The following is a 19,178-nucleotide window of genomic DNA, read 5'->3' as shown; positions in this document are numbered from 1 at the left end:
TTTCGGGCAGAGAGTTCGGGGACACCGGGCCTGCATCAGGCCCGGTGTCAGGATCAGGTCAGACCCTTATTCGACAGGGCACGGACCGTCCGAGGGTGCATCCGGAGCCCAGCAGGGCGCGCCGGTCTCCTGCATGATCGCCTGCAACGCGCCTTTCTGATCGTCCAGCACGGTGCGGATGTCCTGACCGCCCAGTACGATCCGCTCGAACGCATCGGTATAAACACGGTTGAAGTCACCGCCCTTGTCGCCCAGTCCCGCGGGCAGCAGCCCGGGGTTGGCATCGGCTGAGCCACTCATCTTGGCGACCGCGTCGCCTGCGGCCTTGACGGCCGGCGGCAGGTCGGCAGGAAGGTCAACCGCGACGACCGGGAAGAAGTTCGTCGCGCGCAGCGTGGCGATCTGGGTTTCCGGCTTCATCATGTAGGCGACCAGAGCTTTGGACGCTTCCATGTCCGGTGCGGTTTTGGGGATTGCAACCCCAGCCAGAACCGGCATGAAGCCGCGCCCGGTCGGGCCCGCCGGGGCCGGGAAAGCCACGAAGTCATCAGGCCGCTCGTTGAAGGCCTGCGCCAGACGCGAGGTGTGGTCGAACACGATCCAGGCATCGCCCGAAAGCAGCTGTTCCTGCATGAACGAGAAATTGGTCGAAGCCGGGTTGGTGTGGGTCCACAGCTCGCGGAATTTTTCCCACGCGGTCACGGCATCGTCGCTGGCAAAGGTCCGCACCACGCCGTTCGTATAGGACGGATACAGATAGCCTTGGAAGAAGCGGTGCTTCAGGCCCTTGGGCCCGGCCGGGAAGCCGAATTTCGGCTCGCCTGCAGCCTCATGCGCGTTGGCGGCCCATTCGATCAGCTGGTCATAGGTCAGTGCATTGATGTCGGCGCCTTCGGGCAGGTACTGCAGCGCCTCTTTGTTGGCCGCCATGATATAGCTGGCCTGCATCCAGGGGATGTATTGCAGGCTGCCTGCTCCCAGCGTCGCCAGTTCGTTGAACGTGTCCGAGGCCGAGGCGAAGCCCAGATCGTCCAGGTCGACCAGGTCATCGGGGTTCATGGCCGAGAAATCACCATGCAGCGCGCCCAGAACGCCGATCGTGCCCGAACCGGCCTGCAATTCGGCCTGCAGACGCGTCAGCCAGGGGCCGCCGTCATTGGGCTGGTAGTCCACGCCACCCTCGAAGCCCGAAAGGACCTGTTCGCGCATGGCCTGCGCCTCTTCGACCGGCTTGGCCTGTGTCGACCAGAACAGAACCTCGGCCTGCGCCACGTTTGTGACCAGGGCCAGAACAAGGCCGGATGCGGCACCGACCAGCTTGGATTGAATTGACATGGACTCCTCCCAGAGTTTCGATTGGGCCTTTTGCCCGTTCTGCCCGGTGGGGTCGGTTTGCTGTGCGTGTCGTGCGACGACTCACCCCAGGCGATGCCATTAGCATGGTATAACGATATATCTTGCGTCAACGAATATTTTCCAATCGGTTGGTCTGAACTTCAGAAAATAGTAGGAATTGCTCGTTGCAATACCGCTGCGGGTTGGGCATTTTGATGATGCAACGATATATCAGAAGTCCGAGAAATGCCCGCCAAACCCACCCTCGCCAGTGTCGCCAAAGCCGCCGGAGTCTCGATTCCGACGGTCAGTCAGGTGATGCGCGGCACTGGCCGGATTTCCGAGCAGACCCGCAAAAAAGTGCTGCAGGCGGCCGAGGACCTGCACTATGTCACGGACTCGCGCGCGGCGTCTATGCGGTCGGGCGAGAACCGGGAAATCGGGTTCGTTCTGAACCAGTTCGCAAACCCGTTCAACGCCGAAGTGGTCAGCGGCGCGGTCGAGTTGCTGGAGGCCGAGGGGTATCTGGTTTCGATCTTGGACACGCGCGACGACGCGGACCGGCAGGGCAGGCAATTGCGGGATTTCATCCGCAACGGACGCGGCGGCCTGCTGTGGGTTCCCGCGCTGGAGACCACGGCGGAAACCCTTCAACTGTTGCGCACGCATGGTTTGCCCACGGTGACCTTTCTGCGCCATGTCAACCCCGATTTTGATCATGTGGGTATCAGAAATGCCGAAGCGACCGCGACCGCGACCAATCACCTGGCGGAGCTGGGCCACAGGCACATCGCGTTTTTTGGCGGCATCGGCATGAACCCCGTTCGAAAGCAGCGCATAGCCGGGTATGAGCGTACGCTGCAGGACTTGTCTTTGGGGCCGCCGATCATCTGGCCCTCACCTGACACCAAGCGTGCGGGTATGAAGGAGATGCTGAAATTGCATGACGCCCATCCAGAGGTCACGGCGGTGGTCTGCAATGGCGACATGGTCGCTTTGGGGGCGTGTTTCGGCCTGATGCGGGCTGGGTTGCAGCCGGGGCGGGATGTTTCGATTGTTGGATTTGACGATACCGAGGATGCCTCGGTCGCAATTCCCGCGCTCAGTACCATGGCGGTTTCGCCAAAGCGGTTGGGCCGCAAGCTCGCACGTACTCTGCTGGACAGGATAAAAGACCCTGACACGCCGGTAATCGTGTCCGAAGTTTCAGCCCGGTTCATCGCACGGGAAACCACGGGGCCGCTGCAGAAGGACCGCTGACGGGTCAGGCGCGCGTATCCGGCAAGGTCTCGCTCCACTTCCGCAGCTCGTCCAGAAAACCCAGCGCGGTGCGTCCACGGTCGGTCACGGAGTACTGCACCGAAACCGGTGAGGTTTCGAGCACTTGGCGGTGCACCAGGCCCTGTTGCTCCAATTGGCGCAAGCGTTCGGCGATCATCTTTTTGCTGGCGCCACCGATCATCCGGGCCAGGTCATTGAATCGTACCGGCTCGTCTTTTAGATGCCATAGGATCGACCCGGTCCACTTGCCACCGATGATACGCATGCCGCGTTCGATGGGGCATGGTTCGCCGCACGCATCCACCGCTTGCCGCTTGCCTTGGTCGTCCTGTTCGATACGGGCACGCATCGCCTTCTCCAGTCCAGTATTAGGTTACAAAAAGTAAACTGGTTGCAATTCATCACTACCGTTCTCAAGTTCGGTTTCACCCCGGTCGAAGTCAAGGGGCAAGCAGTTTCAAAACCAAGGATATGGACATGAGCAAGATCCTGATCGTGAACGGTACGCAGCCATACGAGTTCGCACCTGGCCGCCTGAATGCGTCGCTGGTACAACGCGCGCAGGACGCGCTGACCGGCATGGGCCACGAGGTGCGCGTGACCACGGTTGCCGAAGAATACGACATCAATGCCGAGATCGACGCCCATGTCTGGGCGGATGTGGTCATCATGCAATTTCCGGTGAATTGGATGGGCGTACCGTGGGTGTTCAAGAAGTATCTCGACGAGGTCTATACCGCGGGCATGGACGGCCGGTTGCTGGCCGGCGATGGCCGGACCGCCGAGGCGCCCGAGGCCAATTACGGCACCGGTGGCCTTCTGCATGGAACGAAATACATGCTGTCGGTCACCTTCAACGCTCCGCGCGAGGCGTTCGACAACCCGACCGAGCCGTTCTTTGCCGGGGCCAGCGTCGATGACCTGCTGTGGCCCATGCACCTGAACGCCAAGTTTCTGGCGATGCAGCCCCTGCCTACCTTCGCGGCTTTCGACGTGATGAAGAACCCCCGGATCGAACAGGATTTCCAGCGGTTCGACGCACATCTGAAACAGCATTTCGAGGAGATCGCGCATGTCGCAGCCTGACATTCATCTCTACACCGCGGCCACGATGAATGGCTACAAACCGGTGATCTTCCTGGAAGAGGCAGGCGTACCCTACGACCTGACCCCCATCGACTTTTCCAAACAGGAACAAAAGACGCCGGCGTTCTTGTCGCTGAACCCCAACGGGAAGATCCCGGTGATCGAGGACCGGGCCGAAGGTCGCGCGATTTTCGAAAGCGGCGCAATCCTGTGGCACCTCGCGCAGAAATACGGTCAGTTCCTGCCCTCAGATCCGGTGCAGCAGTCCGAGGTGATGCAGTGGATGCTGTTCCAGGTCGGGCATGTGGGTCCGATGATGGGCCAGGCCATGTATTTCCAGCACATTGCCGCCCCCAATGGCCATACCGAACCGTTCTCGATCCGCCGCTACGTGGACGAAAGCCGCCGCCTTATGGAGGTGATGAATGATCGCCTGAATGGGCGTGACTGGATTGCGGCAGGGCAATACACGATCGCGGACATGATGCTGTACCCTTGGGCGCGGGCCTATGTCTGGGCGCGGGTTCAGGTCGATGACCTTCCGCATCTGAACGCATGGTTCGACCGCATCGATGCCCGCCCCGCAGTGCAGAAGGCGCTGACCATTCCCAAGGCCAATCCGCAGTTCTGGGATGCCACGGCTGATGCCAGCGCCTTTGCGCGGGAAAACGCCGCGCGGTTTGCCGGTGACGTGAAAAAGGACTGAGGCCGCGGCCCGGGCTCCCCAGCCCGGGCCCGCCCAACAGCACCTTGGGCGCCGCATGGCCCAAGCGCGGGTCAATGGCCGGGAGGACGCTTTACTCGGGTGTCAAAAGCGGTCAGTCTGAACCATCGGCGCGCCGGGTGATCCCCTCGGGCCGCGCTGTCACATCATTGTCGTCATAAACGTTCAGATGATGCGTCGACCAATTTATTTCGAGAGGTGCCTCATGACCCTATCCAGCAAATTCGCGATGTCGCGGCGTCAATTTCTGGCCACCACCACGGCCGGCGTCGCCATGGTTTCCCTGCACCCGTTCTCCGCCGCCGCCGCAAGCAACCAGGCGCATCTGCGGATCATGGAAACGACCGACATTCACGTTCACGTCTTTCCCTATGACTACTACGCCGACAAGCCGCGCGATACGGTGGGGCTGTCGCGCGCGGCCTCGATCATAAACCAGATCCGGGCCGAGGCCACCAACTCGATGCTGGTCGACAATGGCGACTTTCTTCAGGGCAACCCGATGGGCGACTACATCGCCTACGAGCGTGGCATGAACGACGGCGACACCCACCCGATCATCAATGCGTTCAACACGTTGGGCTATGATGCCGCGACGCTGGGCAACCACGAGTTCAACTATGGTCTGAGCTTTCTGGAAAAATCGCTAGCCGGGGCGCAGTTCCCGATCGTGCTGGCCAATATCGCCAAGGAACAGGGCGCCAATCCGCGCGCGGACAAGACGTTGGTGCAGCCCTATGTCATCCTCGACCGCGAGATCGAGCTGGGCGATGGCAGCAAGCAACCGATCCGCATCGGCGTCATCGGCTTCACCCCGCCGCAGATCATGAACTGGGACCGCCGCCACCTGGAAGGCAACGTGCAGGCCCGCGACATCGTCGAGACCGCCAAAGCCTTTGTGCCCGAGATGAAAGAGCAGGGCTGCGATCTGATCCTGGCCCTGTCGCATTCGGGCATCGGCGCGGCCGATCACGCGGACGGGATGGAGAACGCCTCGGTCCCGCTGGCCGGGGTCGATAGCATCGATGCGCTGGTGACCGGGCACAACCACCTGGTCTTCCCCTCGCCCACCTTCGCCGACCGTGCCGGCGTTGACGTGGACAAGGGCACGCTGATGGGCAAGCCGGCCGTCATGGGCGGGTTCTGGGGGTCGCATCTGGGCGTGCTTGACCTGCTGCTGGAACGCGACGGCAACGAATGGCGCGTGGTCACCACCACCTCCGAGGCGCGGCCGATCTCGAAGCGCAACGAAGACCGCTCGATCAACGCGCTGGTCGAGGACGACCCCAAGGTGCTGGCCTCGGTCGCGCAGGATCACGAAGAAACGCTGGCCTATGTGCGCCGCGCGGTGGGCAAGACCTCGGCCCCGCTGCACAGCTATTTCGCGCTGGTGGCCGATGATCCGTCGGTCCAGATCGTGTCGATCGCGCAGAAATGGTATGTCGAAGAGATGCTGAAAGGCACCGAGCATGAGGGCCTGCCGATCCTGTCGGCCGCGGCGCCGTTCAAGGCCGGTGGCCGGGGCGGCCCCGAATACTATACCGACGTGCCGGTGGGCGATGTGGCGATCAAGAACGTGGCCGACCTGTATCTTTATCCCAACACCGTGCGCGCGGTTCGCGTGAACGGCGCGCAATTGCGCGGCTGGCTGGAGCGTTCGGCCGGGATGTTCAACCAGATCGAGCCGGGCGCCGAGGATGCGCTGCTGCTGAATCCCGAATTCCCGTCCTACAATTTCGACGTGATCGACGGCGTAACCTATCAGATCGACCTCGCGCAGCCCTCGCGTTTTGGCCCGAAGGGCGAAGAGATCAACCCCGATGCGGCGCGCATCGTGAACCTGCAGTTCAACGGTGCCCCGGTGACCGACGACATGGAATTCGTCATCGCCACCAACAACTACCGCGCTTCGGGCGGCGGATCGTTCCCGGGCGCGATGGGCGACACCATCGTTTTCGAGGCCCCCGACACCAACCGCGACGTGATCGTGCGCTATATCGTCGAACAGGGCACGATCGACCCCAAGGCCGACGGCAACTGGTCCTTCGCACCGCTGGGCGACACCACCGTTCTGTTCGAAACCGGCCCCAAGGCGCGTGATTACATCAGCGACGTCAAAGGGTTGGCGCTGGAAGATGCAGGCGACGGGGCCGACGGCTTCGCGGCCTTCCGCATCACGCTCTGACCGGCGACAGACATCGGATCGGGCGGCCAAACTGGCCGCCCTTTTCTTTTGGTTTGGAGTCGAGAGCCGGATCATCACACGCATTGGTGGGATGCCTATTTTTCGGGCGATCGGGGTAATAATGCCCATAAAGTGGGCGGACAAGTATTCTGACTCAATTGCCTCAGCCGGGCTGCGCTGACTCGAGGAAAAGGCTGTGGTGCTTTCGCATCCGACAGTCCTCTCGCCCGGAGCCACCAATAACCTCTTTGTCCGCAATAACTCCCGCGCAAGCGATCGCCGCGCCTCCCCGTGCTGTCGGGCGGGGTAATGTGTCCGTGGTTGGCCGCGCGGGCCGGACCGAGTTGCAGGGACTGCGCCAGCAGGGGTCGCTGAAGCTGCTGTTTCCTCGGCGTGATGGCGCGGACATGCAAGCGGTGCTGATCAACACCGCCGGCGGCGTCACCGGCGGAGACAGTTTTGACCTTTCCGCCACCGCTCAGGCAGATGCACATCTGACCCTGACCACGCAGGCGGCCGAGCGCGCCTATCGCGCGTCCGGAGCAGTTCCGGGCCGGATTCGGACAGATCTGACCGTGGCGGCAGGCGGCCAGTTGAACTGGCTGCCTCAGGAGACCATCCTGTTTGATGGTTGCGCGATCGATCGCCGCTTGCGTGTCGATCTGGCCCCCGACGCCGGCGTGCTGCTGGTGGAATCGCTGATCTTCGGACGCGCCGCAATGGGCGAGCTGATTACTGCGGCCCACTTCCAAGACCGCATCGAAATCTGGCGCGCGGGCCGGTTGGCCCATCTGGACGCGCTGCGTCTGACCGGTGATCTGGCGGCGGAAATGGCCCGGCCGGGCGTTGGCGACGGCGCAGGCGCGCTCAGCAGCCTGATACTGATCCGCCCTGATGCCGCTGCGCATTTGGACCCGATCCGCGCGGCCTTGCCCGACACCGGCGGCGTCAGCCTTGTGGGTGACGACATGCTGTTGATGCGCCTGCTGGCGCCCGACGGTTTCACGCTGCGCCAGACCCTTGTGCCGTTACTGAACCGGCTGACCCGCAATTCCCTGCCAAGACCCTGGATGATCTGACATGCAACTCTCGCCGCGTGAAAAAGACAAACTGCTGATCGCCATGGCCGCCGAGGTGGCGCGCAAGCGCCTGGCTCGGGGCGTGCGCCTGAACTACCCCGAGGCCATCGCGCTGATCACCGATGCCGTGGTCGAGGGTGCCCGCGACGGCCGCTCGGTCGCCGACATGATGGAGGCCGGCGCGCAGGTTATCACCCGCGATCAGTGCATGGACGGCATCCCCGAGATGATCCACGAGGTGCAGGTCGAGGCGACGTTCCCCGACGGCACCAAGCTGGTCACCGTCCACAACCCCATCCGCTGAAGGAGATGACGATGAGAAACCTGGCTTCCCTGCCCTTCGCCATGATGGCCGCCCCCGCGCTGGCGCATGACGGGCCGCACCTGCACCCGCATGACTCGGGCACCTGGCTGGTGCTGGTCCTGCTGCTGGCGATCGGCGGCGTCGCGATCTGGCTGAAGGCGCGCAAATGATCCCCGGAGAGGTCATCACCGCCCCCGGCGAGATCGAGCTGAACGCGGGCGCGACGGCGATCACCCTGATGGTGGCCAATACCGGTGACCGGCCCGTGCAGGTGGGCTCGCACTATCATTTCGCCGAAACCAACCCGGCGCTGGATTTCGACCGGGCCGCCGCCCACGGCATGCGGCTGGACATCGCCGCGGGAACCGCCGTGCGGTTCGAGCCCGGCCAAAGGCGCGAGGTGCAGCTGATCCCGATCGCCGGCGCGCGGCGCGTCTTCGGGTTCAACGGCGCAGTCATGGGGGACCTCTGATGCCAGCCCAGATCAAGCGATCCGACTATGCCGCGATGTACGGCCCCACCACGGGTGACAAGGTGCGGCTGGCCGATACCGACCTGATCATCGAGGTCGAGCGCGACCTGACCATCTATGGCGAAGAGGTCAAGTTCGGTGGCGGCAAGGTGATCCGCGACGGCATGGGCCAGTCTCAGGCCACCCGCGCTGAAGGGGCGGTGGACACCGTCATCACCAATGCGCTGATCGTCGACTGGACGGGCATCTACAAGGCGGATGTGGGCCTGAAGGACGGGCGCATCGCCCGGATCGGCAAGGCGGGCAACCCCGACACGCAGCCCGGCGTGGATATCATAGTCGGTCCCGGCACCGAGGCCATCGCCGGCGAGGGCCGCATCCTGACCGCCGGCGGGTTCGACAGCCACATCCATTTTATCTGCCCGCAACAGATCGAGGATGCGCTGCATTCCGGCCTGACCACCATGCTGGGCGGCGGCACCGGCCCGGCGCATGGCACGCTGGCCACCACCTGCACGCCCGGCCCCTGGCATATCGGGCGCATGCTGCAGGCGGCCGATGCCTTTCCGATGAACTTGGCCTTTGCGGGCAAGGGCAACGCCTCGCGGCCCGCGGCCCTGCGCGAACAGGTCCTGGCCGGGGCCTGCGCCCTGAAACTGCACGAGGACTGGGGCACCACCCCGGCGGCCATCGATTGCTGCCTGACGGTGGCCGACGAGATGGACGTGCAGGTGATGATCCACACCGACACGCTGAACGAAAGCGGGTTCGTCGAAAACACCGTGGCCGCCATGAAAGGCCGCACGATCCACGCCTTCCACACCGAAGGCGCAGGCGGCGGCCACGCCCCCGACATCATTAAGATCTGCGGTGAGGCGCATGTGCTGCCCTCCTCGACCAACCCGACCCGGCCTTTTACCGTGAACACGGTCGAAGAGCATCTGGACATGCTGATGGTCTGCCATCACCTCGACAAATCCATCCCCGAGGACGTGGCCTTTGCCGAAAGCCGCATCCGGCGCGAGACCATCGCGGCCGAGGACATTCTGCACGACATGGGCGCCTTCAGCATCATCGCCTCCGACAGCCAGGCGATGGGCCGCGTGGGCGAGGTGCTGATCCGCACATGGCAGACCGCCGACAAGATGAAAAAACAACGCGGGCGCCTGCCTGAAGAGATGGGCGAAAACGACAATTTCCGCGTGCGCCGCTATATCGCGAAATACACGATCAACCCGGCCATCGCGCACGGGCTCGGCACCCATATCGGCAGCATCGAAGAGGGCAAACGCGCCGATCTGGTGCTGTGGAACCCCGCCTTTTTCGGCGTGAAGCCCGAGATGGTGCTGTTGGGCGGCACCATCGCCTGTGCGCAGATGGGCGATCCGAACGCCTCGATCCCCACGCCTCAGCCGGTCTATTCCCGGCCGATGTGGGGGGCCTATGGCCGCTCGGTCGAACAGGGCGCGGTGACCTTCGTGTCGGAAGCCGCGCAAGAAGACGGCATCGCCGCGCGTCTGGGCCTGGCCAAGCAGACTGTCGCCGTGCGCAACACACGCGCAATCGGCAAGCGTGATCTGCGGCTGAACGATGCCCTGCCCGAGATCGAGGTGAACCCCGAAACCTACGAGGTGCGCGCCGACGGCGAATTGCTGACCTGCCAGCCCGCCGAAACCCTGCCCATGGCGCAACGCTATTTCCTGTTTTGAAAAGGGATACCTCCGATGCTTGCCACATCACAGAAAATCCGCCGCAACGGTCAGTGGGACGAAACCCATGGCACCGTGACGCTGAACTACGAAGACCGCTTTCTGCGCCGCCGGATGCTGCGCACCGCACAGAATGAAGAGTTCCTGGTGGATCTGTCGCAGACGACCTCGCTGGACGGGGGGGATGCGTTCGAACTGGCCGATGGCCGCCTGATCGAGGTGGTTGCCGCCGAAGAGGGCCTGTTCGCCGTCACCGGCCCCGATCTGACCCGGCTGGCCTGGCATATCGGCAACCGCCACACCCCTTGCCAGATCGAGCCCGACCGGCTGGTGATCCGCCGCGACCATGTGATCCGCGACATGCTGCTGAAACTTGGTGCGACGGTGCAAGACATCCGCGCACCCTTCAGCCCCGAAGGCGGCGCCTATGGGCACGGACGGACCCATGGCCACAGCCACTGACCTTGATGTGCTGACGCTGACGCAATGGCTGTCACCCGCCTACCCGGTCGGGGCGTTTGCCTATTCGCATGGGCTGGAACGCTTGGTCCAATCGGGCGCGGTGCACGATGCGGCCAGCCTGCGGGACTGGCTGCAGGACGTGCTGGAACACGGTGCCGGATGGTCGGATGCCCTGTTTCTGACCGCCGCTTGGCGGGCTAAATCCGAGTTGGCCGTGGCCGAACTTGACGATATGGCCCGCGCCTTCGCCGGCCCCTTCGAGCGCAGATTCGAGACCGCGCAACAGGGCGCGGCCTTCTGCGGTGTGACGGCTGCAGTCTGGGGCATCGAACTGACGGATCTGGCCTATCCCGTCGCTGTCGGCTGCGCGGCGCGCCACGCCGGTTTGCAGGTGGAGCCGACCGCGCGACTGTATCTGCATGCGTTCATCAGCAATCTTGTTTCAGCCGCGCAGCGGCTGATGCCCCTGGGCCAGACCGCTGCCCAAGGAGTCGTCCGAGACATGGCCCCCTTGTGCGCACATCAGGCGCACGCCGCAGTGGAGGACGATCTGTCGGCCCTGTCCGGCACCGCCTTTCTGGCCGAGATTTCGGCCATGCAACATGAAACCCAACAACCAAGGATTTTCCGCACATGAGCAGCATGAACGGCCCTCTGCGGGTGGGCATCGGCGGCCCGGTCGGTGCGGGCAAGACCAGCCTGACCGCCGCCCTCGCCCGCGCGCTGCGCGACACCCATTCGATCGGGGTGATCACCAATGACATCTACACGCAGGAAGACGCCGAGGCGCTGATGCGCATGCAGATCCTGCCGCAGGACCGGGTGATCGGCGTGGAAACCGGAGGTTGCCCGCATACGGCGATCCGAGAGGATGCCTCGATCAATCTGGCCGCCGTGGCCGAGATGGTGCGCCGTCATCCCGAGGTCGAGATCGTTCTGATCGAATCCGGCGGTGACAACCTGTCGGCTACCTTCAGCCCGGAACTGGCGGATGTGACGATCTATGTGATCGACGTGGCCGCGGGCGAAGAGATCCCCCGCAAGGGTGGCCCCGCGATCACTCGGTCAGACATCCTGATCATCAACAAGATCGACCTTGCTCCGCATGTCGGAGCGGACCTGTCGGTGATGCAGCGCGATGCGGCCCGAATGCGCGGTGATCGACCATTCGTATTCGCCAACCTGCGGAGCGGCAGCGGAACGAGCGAAATCATCGACCTGTTGGATAAGATTGCCGGCATCGACGCCGGACGACGTGCAACGGCGTAAGACCCACAACCCGACTTTGGGCGTTTCCGGTTCCAGAATTTGGAACCTTGCGCCTGCAAGGCAATCCGATGTAACCGGATTCGACCACCGACGCTGTCCTTGCGATAGCCCGGTGCGAGAAAGTTGCAGCCGGGCCGATCCTTCTTGGGGCCGCCCCATCACCTGAGGACCGCCGGTGAGCCCATTCGTCGTCGCGATCATTCTGTCGGCTGCCATCCTGCACGCCGTCTGGAACGCCATCGTCAAAACCGCGGGCGACCGGACGACCACGCTGGGCCTTGTGGCCTTCGGGCATGTGATCCCGGCCAGCGTCATGATCCTTGTCCTGCCCTTTCCGGGGGGTGAAAGTTTTGTCTACATTCTTTTGTCCACCGTGGTGCATTTCGGATATTACTTCATGCTGGGCAAAGCCTATCAGCATGGAGACCTCAGCGTGGTCTACCCGATCGCCCGAGGCATCGTTCCGGCGTTGGTGGCGCTTTGGGCCTATCTGTTGCTGGATGAGGTTCTGCCCCTGCAAGCCTGGATCGGCATCGGCCTTATCGCGTTCGGCATCCAACTCAGCAGTTGGAGCTCGCTCCGGCAAGGCGTCGGCGGCGCGGCGCTGGGGTTTGCGGTGGGAACCGGACTTTGCATCTCGGTCTATTCGGTTGTAGACGGCATCGGGGTGCGGCTGTCTGGAAACACGCTAAGCTACTGGGCTTGGGGGGCGTTTCTGCACCTGTTCATTGCTGGATTCGTGGGCCTGCGACGGCGGCAGGTTCTAACACAGCTTCCGGCGCGCACCTGGGCGATCGGCATCCTGGGCGGTTTCGTGTCGATGCTGGCTTATGGGCTGGTGCTCTATGCCAAGAATTTCGCGCCGCTGGGGGCGGTCTCGGCGTTGCGGGAAACCTCAGTGATTTTTGCGGCCCTGATCGGGTTCGTCTTCCTGCACGAAGGCTATTGGGTGCGCAGGCTGGGGGCCGCCATCCTGATGGCGGGGGGCGTGGCGCTGGTTGGACTTTCGGGCTGAGCCGGTCCGTCAAGTGCTATAACGCGCCATGAACATGTCAACGGCGTTGGTGGCCACTTCGTCGATTTCCTCGTCCGAGAACCGGGTTTGGATCCCCAAAGCCGCCAGCGTCCACAGGCGCACCTTGCACAATTCCGAGAACTGTTCGGCGGCAAAATGCACGTCGTCAATCGCCAGCTCACCTTTGGCCACGGCTTTTTCCAGATACTCGGCCATCTGGCGCTGACCGTTGGCGGGGCCGGCTTCGTAGAACGCTTTGCCCAGTTCCGGGAACCTGTCACGCTCGGCCACGCAGATGCGGAACACCTGCTGCGCAAAATCCGAAACCAGAAACCGGGTCAGATGCGTGGCGGTGATCATCAACGCCTCGCGCACTGGCTTGGTTTCGTCGATCATGGACAACACGTTTTCCGCCATGCGGCAGCACTCGGTCTGCGCCACCTCGGAAAACAGAAGTCGTTTGTCCGGGAAATAGCTGTAGAGCGTTGCCTTCGACACACCCGCCGCGCGCGCGATGTCATCGACGCTGGCGCCTTCGAACCCATCCGCCATGAAAACCTCTCGGGCGCCGTTCAGAACCTGGTCGAATTTCCGTCCGGTACGCACGATGGTTGCGGCTTGGGTCATGGTGTCTCCTTGGCTGAGTGCTGCGTCAAATCTATAAACCAGTCAGTTCAGTTTCAACGGTTTTCAATTCGGCTTGAAAGTTCCGTTACGCGGCGTAGATTAGAATAATTCTAAAACGAGGGTGGCAATGCGGTTTTTCACTCAGCGCAAACACTTCAGAGATCTGACCGAGCAGGAAGTCATCGCGCTTGCGATTTCGTCCGAGGAAGACGACGCACGGATCTATAGGTCATATGCCGAAATGCTGCGCGCCGACTATCCGGCGACGGCCAAAATCTTCGATGGCATGGCTGCCGAGGAAGACGAGCACCGCCGTCGCCTGATCGCTCTGCACGAGGATCGGTTCGGCCCGGTGATCCCTCTGATCCGGCGCGAGCATGTCGCCGGTTACTACGCCCGCCGTCCGATCTGGCTGGTCGAGAATCTCGGAATCGAGCGAATCCGCGAAGAAGCCGAGATGATGGAGCGCGATGCGGAGCGCTTCTATCTGGCGGCTGCTGGTCGTACGACCGATGCAGCAACACGCAAACTTTTGGGCGACCTGGCTGCGGCCGAAGCAGGGCATCAAGCCGCGGCTGCCGAATTGGAAGAAGCCCACCTGGATCACGATGAAAAAGAAGCTGAAAAGGTGATTTCGCACCGGCAATTCATCTTGACCTGGGTCCAGCCGGGATTGGCCGGGCTGATGGACGGGTCGGTGTCGACCTTGGCGCCGATCTTCGCGACGGCCTTTGCCACGCACGACCCTTGGACGACCTTTCTTGTGGGCCTTGCAGCGTCAGTGGGCGCAGGTATTTCCATGGGCTTCACCGAAGCGGCATCGGACGATGGCGAGCTGTCGGGCCGTGGATCACCGGTCAAGCGGGGTTTGGCGTCCGGCGTGATGACAACGGTCGGCGGATTGGGCCATGCCCTGCCCTATCTGATCCCGGAATTCTGGACGGCCACGATCATTGCCTTCATCGTGGTGTTTTTTGAATTGTGGGCGATCGCGTGGATTCAGAACCGCTATATGGAAACTCCGTTCTTCCGCGCGGCTTTTCAGGTCGTTTTGGGCGGAGCGCTGGTGCTGGCAGCCGGGATATTGATCGGCAGCGGGTGATGAGCCTGCTTGCGATGTGGTAATTCTATGTTACCAATCTGCGCATGGTCGATATCTTTCTGCGCACCCTGCCCTTCTTTGCGATCATCGGCCTGGGATACTGGGCCGGGCGCAGCCGGTTCTTCACCGAAGACGCCACGGCCTATCTGACCAAGTTCGTGTTCTATTTCGCGTTGTCGGCGATGCTTTTCCGCTTTGCCGCCACGCTGCCCTTTGCCGAGATCTTCAACGCGCGGCTGATGCTGGGCTATCTGATCGGCACCGCCGGCGTATACGCGCTGGCCACGTTGGTTGCCTATCTGCGAGGGCTCGACATCCCCACCGCGGCGGTCGAGGCGCAATGCGCCGCCATCGGAAATGTGGGCTTTCTGGGTCTGCCAATGTTGGCCCTGCTGTTTTCCGAAGCCGCAATCGGACCGGTCATGCTGGTTCTGACGGTCGATCTGGTGGTGTTTTCCTCGCTGATCGTGATCCTGATCAACGGCGGGCGGGATGGAAAGCTGACGGTTGGGACGCTGCGGCTCATCGGAGTCGGGCTGCTGAAAAACCCCATGATCGTCTCGATCTCGGCCGGGTTGATCTGGTCGGCCCTGCAGATGCCGGTGCCTGACCCGTTGAACGATTTTCTGACCATTCTAGGCGGCGCCGCCACGCCGGGGGCGCTGTTCGCAATCGGCGCCTCGCTGGCCAGCAAATCAGCCGAGCGGGTTCAGATCGCGCTGTGGCTCAGCTTTTGCAAACTGGCCTTGCATCCGGCCTGTGTGGCAGTGGTGCTACTGTGGCTGCTGCCGACTGATCCTTTTGCCGCGGCGGTAGCGATCTCCGCCGCCGCCCTGCCAGTGGCCGGCAATGTCTATATGCTGGCGGCCCACTATGGGGTGGCGCCGCACCGGGCATCTGCCGCCATTCTGCTGTCGACCATTGTCAGCATTCTGACCGTGCCGGTGGTCATCGCGTGGGTTGCCGCATTCTGACGCGGCGACTTCAAAATGCGTGCGAACATTGGTGCCCGGACTTTACGCCGGGGCCTTCGCCCGTTAGCCATGGCACGAACCCAACGTAAGGATGATGCCAGATGGAAACCCTTTCCGAAAACGCCTGTTTCGGTGGCGCGCAGGGCGTTTACCGCCACGCCTCGGCGGCGTGCCAGTGCGACATGACCTTTGGCCTGTTCCTGCCGGCCGAGGCCAAGGACGGCCCGGTTCCGGTCCTGTGGTATCTGTCGGGCCTGACCTGCACTCATGAAAACGCGATGGTCAAGGCGGGCGCGCAGGGCTGGGCCGCCGAACAGGGCATCGCGCTGGTGTTTCCTGACACCTCGCCGCGTGGCGAAGGGGTCGCCGATCATGAGGATTACGACCTGGGCCAGGGCGCCGGGTTCTACGTCAACGCCACGCAATCACCGTGGGCGCCGCATTTCAACATGTGGGACTATGTGGCTGACGAACTGCCCGCGCTGCTGGTCGAAAACTTCGCCATCGACGGCGACCGGCAGGCCATCACCGGCCATTCGATGGGCGGCCACGGCGCGCTGACGCTGGCGATGAACCTGCCGGGCAGGTTCCGTTCGGTCTCGGCCTTTGCGCCGATCTCGAACCCCACGGCCAGCGACTGGGGCCGCAAGCAACTGGGCGCCTACCTGGGCGACGACCCGGCCGCCTGGGCCAAACATGATGCGACGCTGATGATGAAGGAAAAGGGCTTTGACGGCCCGATCCTGATCGACACCGGCACCAACGACCAGTTCATCGACCTGCTGCGCCCCGAGGCTCTGGCCCAGGCCATCGCCGAACGCCGCCAGCAGGCCACGAACCGGTTGCAGCCCGGCTATGACCATTCCTACTTCTTCGTGTCCACCTTCATGGAGGACCACGTCACCTTCCACGCCGAAGCCCTGTACGGAGACTGAGGGATGAGCAAATACGACTATGACCTGATCATCATCGGCTCGGGCCCATCGGGCCGCGCGGCGGCGATTCAGGCGGGCAAGCTGAAACGCAAGGTTCTGGTGGTTGACCGCCGTGACCGGTTGGGCGGCGTATCGGTGCACACGGGCACGATCCCGTCGAAGACACTCCGCGAAACGGTGCTGAACCTGTCGGGCTGGCGCGAGCGCAGCTTTTACGGCCGTTCGTACCGGGTCAAGGATCAGATCCGCGCCGAGGACCTCAAGGCCCGGCTGCACATGACGCTGGATTACGAGGTTGACGTTCTGGAACACCAGTTCAACCGTAACCACGTTGAAACCATGGACGGCGTAGCCCGCTTTGTCGGCCCGCACGAGATCGAGGTCACCGCCGATGCGGGCGACACCACCCGCCTGACGGCCGCGAAATTCCTGATCTCGACCGGGACCAAAACCTATCGCCCCGATTACGTGCCGTTCAACGGCAAGACCATCGTCGACGGGGACGAGTTCCTGGAAATGGCCGAGATCCCGCGCTCGCTCTGCGTGATCGGCGCGGGTGTGATCGGGGTCGAGTATGCCACGATGTTCTCGGCGCTGGATGTGCGGGTGACGCTGATTGAGCCGCGCGAGACCTTTCTGGATTTCATCGACAAGACCCTGATCCAGGAATTCACCCACCAGATCCGCGAAAACGGAGTGGACCTGCGCCTGGGCTCGGCCGTGGAAAAGATCGAGGATGCCGGCAAGCATGTCGAGATCACCATGTCAAACGGCCGCCATGTCCGGGCCGAGATGCTGCTGTTCGCGGCGGGCCGCATGGGCAACACCTCGGCGCTGAATCTGGGTGCGGTTGGGATCGAAACCGACCACCGCAACCGCATTTCGGTGGACCGCAAGACCTATCAGACCTCGGTACCGCATATCTATGCCACCGGCGACGTGATCGGGCATCCCTCGCTGGCCTCGACCTCGATGCAGCAGGGCCGCGTGGCCGCCTGCCACGCGCTCGAGACCCCCACCCTGCCCGAAAGCCCTTGGTTCCCTTATGGCATCTACTCGGTGCCCGAAATCTCGACCTGCGGCATGTCCGAGGAAGAGCTGCAGGAACGTGGCATTCCCTACGAGGTGGGCGTGGCCCGGTTCCGCGAGACCTCTCGCGGGCATATCATGGGGCTCGAGCACGGGATGCTGAAGATGCTGTTCTCGCTTAAAACCCGCCGGGTGCTGGGCGTGCAGATCGTCGGCGAAGGCGCGACCGAGCTGATCCACATCGCCCAGGCGGTGCTGAACCTGAAGGGCACGGTGGACTATTTCGTGCAGAACACCTTCAACTATCCGACCCTGGCAGAGGCCTACAAGATAGCCGGGCTCGACGCCTTCAACCGGATGCCGATCCCGGACGAGTTCAAGGTGCGCAAGTCCGAAGCGCCCGAGCCAGCAAAATTGGCGCCCAAGAAGGCCAAGCAGGCGTGACGACCCTGTATGTCGATGGCGACGCCTGCCCGGTCAAGGCCGAGGCCGAACGCGTCGCCACGCGGCACAAGGTGCCGATGGTCGTGGTCGCAAATGGCGGGCTGCGCCCCTCGGCCAACCCGCTGGTTCAGATCGTGACCGTAGCGCAAGGCGCGGACGAGGCCGACAAGTGGATCGCCGAGCGGTGTGGCTCGGGCGACATCGTCATCACCTCGGACATCCCGTTGGCCGCCAAATGCGTCGAGGCCGGCGCGCGCGTGTTGCGTTCCAACGGTGAAGCCTTCACCGCCGCAAATATCGGCCAGCAACTTGCGATGCGCGATCTGATGGCGGATCTGCGCGCCGCCAATCCGCTGGGTGCCGGGGGCGGTGGCAAACCGTTTTCCAAGGCCGACCGATCGCGGTTTCTGGACGCGCTCGAGCGCGAGATGCGCGCCGCCTTGCGCGGCTGAGATTGGCCTTGCATCCCGCCCGGCGGGTTGGTTCAGTCAGCCCCGAACGCAACACAAGAGAACAGGAACCCCCATGCCCGTAGAAGCGGTCGTTTTTGACATCGGCAACGTTCTGATCGAATGGCAGCCCGAGCGGTATTATGACCACGTGATCGGCGAGGACCGGCGCCGCGAGATGTTCTCGACCGTCGACCTGCACGGCATGAATGACTTGGTCGATCAGGGGCATCACTTCACCGACACGATCTATGCCTGGGCCGAGAAATACCCCGAATGGCGCAATGAGATCCGCATGTGGCACGACAATTGGATCGAACTGGCCGCGCCGGAGATTCCGCATTCGGTCCGGCTGCAGCGCGCGCTTCGGGCCAAGGGTGTGCCGGTCTTTGCGCTGACCAATTTCGGGGTGCAAAATTTCGACTATGCCACAACCGCCTATCCGTTCCTGAACGAGTTCGACCGGCATTATGTCTCGGGGCGGATGAAGATGGTGAAACCGCATGAGCCGATCTACCAGATGGTCGAACAGGATTGCGGTCTGCCACCCGAGAAGCTGCTGTTCACTGACGACCGGATCGACAACATCGAAACCGCCCGTGCGCGTGGATGGCAGACCCACCATTTCGACGGCCCGCAGGGCTGGGCCGAAAGGCTGGTGGCCGAAGGTCTGCTCTCCCCGGACGAGGCCGCCTGA

At 63.0% G+C, this 19,178-nt stretch carries 22 protein-coding genes; 19 read left to right on the top strand and 3 right to left on the bottom strand.

Annotated elements, in window-relative coordinates; genetic code table 11:
* Positions 1–66: 66 nt before the first annotated feature.
* Entirely contained in the window at positions 67–1,335 is a 1,269-nt protein-coding gene (locus ACR0JC_RS14360; protein ID WP_170341568.1) for an ABC transporter substrate-binding protein, read from the bottom strand.
* A gap of 246 nt (positions 1,336–1,581) precedes the next feature.
* On the opposite strand from ACR0JC_RS14360, the gene ACR0JC_RS14355 reads away from it, so the two are divergent.
* A complete protein-coding gene (locus tag ACR0JC_RS14355) occupies positions 1,582–2,595 on the top strand; it encodes a LacI family DNA-binding transcriptional regulator (protein WP_170341565.1) in 1,014 nt (337 codons plus the stop codon).
* Between the two features lie 4 nt (positions 2,596–2,599).
* On the opposite strand, the gene ACR0JC_RS14350 is transcribed toward ACR0JC_RS14355, so the two are convergent.
* On the bottom strand, positions 2,600–2,965 hold the full coding sequence (locus ACR0JC_RS14350) for a winged helix-turn-helix transcriptional regulator (RefSeq protein ID WP_170341563.1): 366 nt from the start codon (positions 2,963–2,965) through the stop codon (positions 2,600–2,602).
* A 128-nt stretch (positions 2,966–3,093) separates the two neighbouring features.
* Between ACR0JC_RS14350 and ACR0JC_RS14345 the strand changes: the two genes are divergently transcribed.
* The 12 genes from ACR0JC_RS14345 (at position 3,094) to ACR0JC_RS14290 (ending at position 12,921) form a co-directional block, all read left to right on the top strand.
* A complete protein-coding gene (locus ACR0JC_RS14345; RefSeq protein ID WP_170341561.1) occupies positions 3,094–3,702 on the top strand; it encodes an NAD(P)H-dependent oxidoreductase in 609 nt (202 codons plus the stop codon).
* Positions 3,689–4,408 carry a glutathione S-transferase family protein gene (locus ACR0JC_RS14340; RefSeq protein WP_170341559.1) on the top strand — a complete coding sequence of 240 codons (720 nt, stop codon included), beginning with the start codon at positions 3,689–3,691 and terminating at the stop codon, positions 4,406–4,408. Before ACR0JC_RS14345 ends, ACR0JC_RS14340 begins: the two co-directional genes overlap by 14 nt.
* A gap of 223 nt (positions 4,409–4,631) precedes the next feature.
* Complete coding sequence (locus ACR0JC_RS14335; protein WP_437342836.1) at positions 4,632–6,611, top strand: bifunctional 2',3'-cyclic-nucleotide 2'-phosphodiesterase/3'-nucleotidase; 1,980 nt, start codon at positions 4,632–4,634, stop codon at positions 6,609–6,611.
* Positions 6,612–6,922: 311 nt separating this feature from the next.
* On the top strand, positions 6,923–7,690 hold the full coding sequence (locus ACR0JC_RS14330) for an urease accessory protein UreD (RefSeq protein ID WP_367647275.1): 768 nt from the start codon (positions 6,923–6,925) through the stop codon (positions 7,688–7,690).
* Between the two features lies 1 nt (position 7,691).
* Positions 7,692–7,994 (top strand): urease subunit gamma, encoded by a 303-nt coding sequence (locus tag ACR0JC_RS14325; RefSeq protein WP_005976933.1) that lies wholly within the window; start codon positions 7,692–7,694, stop codon positions 7,992–7,994.
* A gap of 11 nt (positions 7,995–8,005) precedes the next feature.
* A complete protein-coding gene (locus tag ACR0JC_RS14320; protein WP_170341557.1) occupies positions 8,006–8,164 on the top strand; it encodes a hypothetical protein in 159 nt (52 codons plus the stop codon).
* Entirely contained in the window at positions 8,161–8,466 is a 306-nt protein-coding gene (locus ACR0JC_RS14315; RefSeq protein ID WP_170341555.1) for an urease subunit beta, read from the top strand. Before ACR0JC_RS14320 ends, ACR0JC_RS14315 begins: the two co-directional genes overlap by 4 nt.
* Positions 8,466–10,175 carry an urease subunit alpha gene (ureC, locus tag ACR0JC_RS14310; RefSeq protein WP_170341544.1) on the top strand — a complete coding sequence of 570 codons (1,710 nt, stop codon included), beginning with the start codon at positions 8,466–8,468 and terminating at the stop codon, positions 10,173–10,175. The genes ACR0JC_RS14315 and ureC overlap by 1 nt, the downstream gene beginning before the upstream one ends.
* A 15-nt stretch (positions 10,176–10,190) precedes the next feature.
* Complete coding sequence (locus tag ACR0JC_RS14305; RefSeq protein ID WP_170341543.1) at positions 10,191–10,637, top strand: urease accessory protein UreE; 447 nt, start codon at positions 10,191–10,193, stop codon at positions 10,635–10,637.
* Positions 10,621–11,274: an urease accessory protein UreF gene (locus tag ACR0JC_RS14300; protein WP_254430773.1), complete on the top strand. Its 654-nt coding sequence runs from the start codon at positions 10,621–10,623 to the stop codon at positions 11,272–11,274. The genes ACR0JC_RS14305 and ACR0JC_RS14300 overlap by 17 nt, the downstream gene beginning before the upstream one ends.
* A complete protein-coding gene (ureG, locus tag ACR0JC_RS14295; RefSeq protein ID WP_170341539.1) occupies positions 11,271–11,906 on the top strand; it encodes an urease accessory protein UreG in 636 nt (211 codons plus the stop codon). The genes ACR0JC_RS14300 and ureG overlap by 4 nt, the downstream gene beginning before the upstream one ends.
* Before the next feature lie 175 nt (positions 11,907–12,081).
* Positions 12,082–12,921, top strand: coding sequence for an EamA family transporter (locus tag ACR0JC_RS14290; RefSeq protein ID WP_170341536.1), 840 nt, complete (start codon positions 12,082–12,084; stop codon positions 12,919–12,921).
* 9 nt (positions 12,922–12,930) lie between these two features.
* On the opposite strand, the gene ACR0JC_RS14285 is transcribed toward ACR0JC_RS14290, so the two are convergent.
* Positions 12,931–13,548 (bottom strand): TetR/AcrR family transcriptional regulator, encoded by a 618-nt coding sequence (locus ACR0JC_RS14285; RefSeq protein ID WP_170341534.1) that lies wholly within the window; start codon positions 13,546–13,548, stop codon positions 12,931–12,933.
* 127 nt (positions 13,549–13,675) lie between these two features.
* Between ACR0JC_RS14285 and mbfA the strand changes: the two genes are divergently transcribed.
* The 6 genes from mbfA (at position 13,676) to ACR0JC_RS14255 (ending at position 19,178) form a co-directional block, all read left to right on the top strand.
* Positions 13,676–14,650 carry an iron exporter MbfA gene (gene mbfA, locus ACR0JC_RS14280; protein ID WP_170341532.1) on the top strand — a complete coding sequence of 325 codons (975 nt, stop codon included), beginning with the start codon at positions 13,676–13,678 and terminating at the stop codon, positions 14,648–14,650.
* A gap of 44 nt (positions 14,651–14,694) precedes the next feature.
* Positions 14,695–15,624 (top strand): AEC family transporter, encoded by a 930-nt coding sequence (locus ACR0JC_RS14275; RefSeq protein WP_170341530.1) that lies wholly within the window; start codon positions 14,695–14,697, stop codon positions 15,622–15,624.
* A 101-nt stretch (positions 15,625–15,725) separates the two neighbouring features.
* On the top strand, positions 15,726–16,559 hold the full coding sequence (fghA, locus tag ACR0JC_RS14270) for an S-formylglutathione hydrolase (RefSeq protein WP_170341528.1): 834 nt from the start codon (positions 15,726–15,728) through the stop codon (positions 16,557–16,559).
* 3 nt (positions 16,560–16,562) lie between these two features.
* Positions 16,563–18,032, top strand: a complete 1,470-nt coding sequence (gene sthA, locus ACR0JC_RS14265) for a Si-specific NAD(P)(+) transhydrogenase (protein WP_170341526.1) — start codon at positions 16,563–16,565, stop codon at positions 18,030–18,032.
* On the top strand, positions 18,029–18,484 hold the full coding sequence (locus ACR0JC_RS14260) for a YaiI/YqxD family protein (RefSeq protein ID WP_170341523.1): 456 nt from the start codon (positions 18,029–18,031) through the stop codon (positions 18,482–18,484). The genes sthA and ACR0JC_RS14260 overlap by 4 nt, the downstream gene beginning before the upstream one ends.
* A 73-nt stretch (positions 18,485–18,557) precedes the next feature.
* Positions 18,558–19,178 (top strand): HAD family hydrolase, encoded by a 621-nt coding sequence (locus ACR0JC_RS14255; protein WP_170341521.1) that lies wholly within the window; start codon positions 18,558–18,560, stop codon positions 19,176–19,178.

The sequence above is a fragment of the Ruegeria sp. CH5 genome, from assembly GCF_056537025.1.
This window is presented reverse-complemented; position numbering and strand designations above follow the sequence as displayed.

What these genes read in the sequence shown, in the direction of transcription:
- ACR0JC_RS14360 (WP_170341568.1), bottom strand. Translation starts at nt 1,335, where the DNA reads ATGTCAATTCAATCCAAGCTGGTCGGTGCCGCATCCGGCCTTGTTCTG.
- ACR0JC_RS14355 (WP_170341565.1), top strand. Translation starts at nt 1,582, where the DNA reads ATGCCCGCCAAACCCACCCTCGCCAGTGTCGCCAAAGCCGCCGGAGTC.
- ACR0JC_RS14350 (WP_170341563.1), bottom strand. Translation starts at nt 2,965, where the DNA reads ATGCGTGCCCGTATCGAACAGGACGACCAAGGCAAGCGGCAAGCGGTG.
- ACR0JC_RS14345 (WP_170341561.1), top strand. Translation starts at nt 3,094, where the DNA reads ATGAGCAAGATCCTGATCGTGAACGGTACGCAGCCATACGAGTTCGCA.
- ACR0JC_RS14340 (WP_170341559.1), top strand. Translation starts at nt 3,689, where the DNA reads ATGTCGCAGCCTGACATTCATCTCTACACCGCGGCCACGATGAATGGC.
- ACR0JC_RS14335 (WP_437342836.1), top strand. Translation starts at nt 4,632, where the DNA reads ATGACCCTATCCAGCAAATTCGCGATGTCGCGGCGTCAATTTCTGGCC.
- ACR0JC_RS14325 (WP_005976933.1), top strand. Translation starts at nt 7,692, where the DNA reads ATGCAACTCTCGCCGCGTGAAAAAGACAAACTGCTGATCGCCATGGCC.
- ACR0JC_RS14320 (WP_170341557.1), top strand. Translation starts at nt 8,006, where the DNA reads ATGAGAAACCTGGCTTCCCTGCCCTTCGCCATGATGGCCGCCCCCGCG.
- ACR0JC_RS14315 (WP_170341555.1), top strand. Translation starts at nt 8,161, where the DNA reads ATGATCCCCGGAGAGGTCATCACCGCCCCCGGCGAGATCGAGCTGAAC.
- ureC (WP_170341544.1), top strand. Translation starts at nt 8,466, where the DNA reads ATGCCAGCCCAGATCAAGCGATCCGACTATGCCGCGATGTACGGCCCC.
- ACR0JC_RS14305 (WP_170341543.1), top strand. Translation starts at nt 10,191, where the DNA reads ATGCTTGCCACATCACAGAAAATCCGCCGCAACGGTCAGTGGGACGAA.
- ACR0JC_RS14300 (WP_254430773.1), top strand. Translation starts at nt 10,621, where the DNA reads ATGGCCACAGCCACTGACCTTGATGTGCTGACGCTGACGCAATGGCTG.
- ureG (WP_170341539.1), top strand. Translation starts at nt 11,271, where the DNA reads ATGAGCAGCATGAACGGCCCTCTGCGGGTGGGCATCGGCGGCCCGGTC.
- ACR0JC_RS14285 (WP_170341534.1), bottom strand. Translation starts at nt 13,548, where the DNA reads ATGACCCAAGCCGCAACCATCGTGCGTACCGGACGGAAATTCGACCAG.
- mbfA (WP_170341532.1), top strand. Translation starts at nt 13,676, where the DNA reads ATGCGGTTTTTCACTCAGCGCAAACACTTCAGAGATCTGACCGAGCAG.
- ACR0JC_RS14275 (WP_170341530.1), top strand. Translation starts at nt 14,695, where the DNA reads ATGGTCGATATCTTTCTGCGCACCCTGCCCTTCTTTGCGATCATCGGC.
- fghA (WP_170341528.1), top strand. Translation starts at nt 15,726, where the DNA reads ATGGAAACCCTTTCCGAAAACGCCTGTTTCGGTGGCGCGCAGGGCGTT.
- sthA (WP_170341526.1), top strand. Translation starts at nt 16,563, where the DNA reads ATGAGCAAATACGACTATGACCTGATCATCATCGGCTCGGGCCCATCG.
- ACR0JC_RS14255 (WP_170341521.1), top strand. Translation starts at nt 18,558, where the DNA reads ATGCCCGTAGAAGCGGTCGTTTTTGACATCGGCAACGTTCTGATCGAA.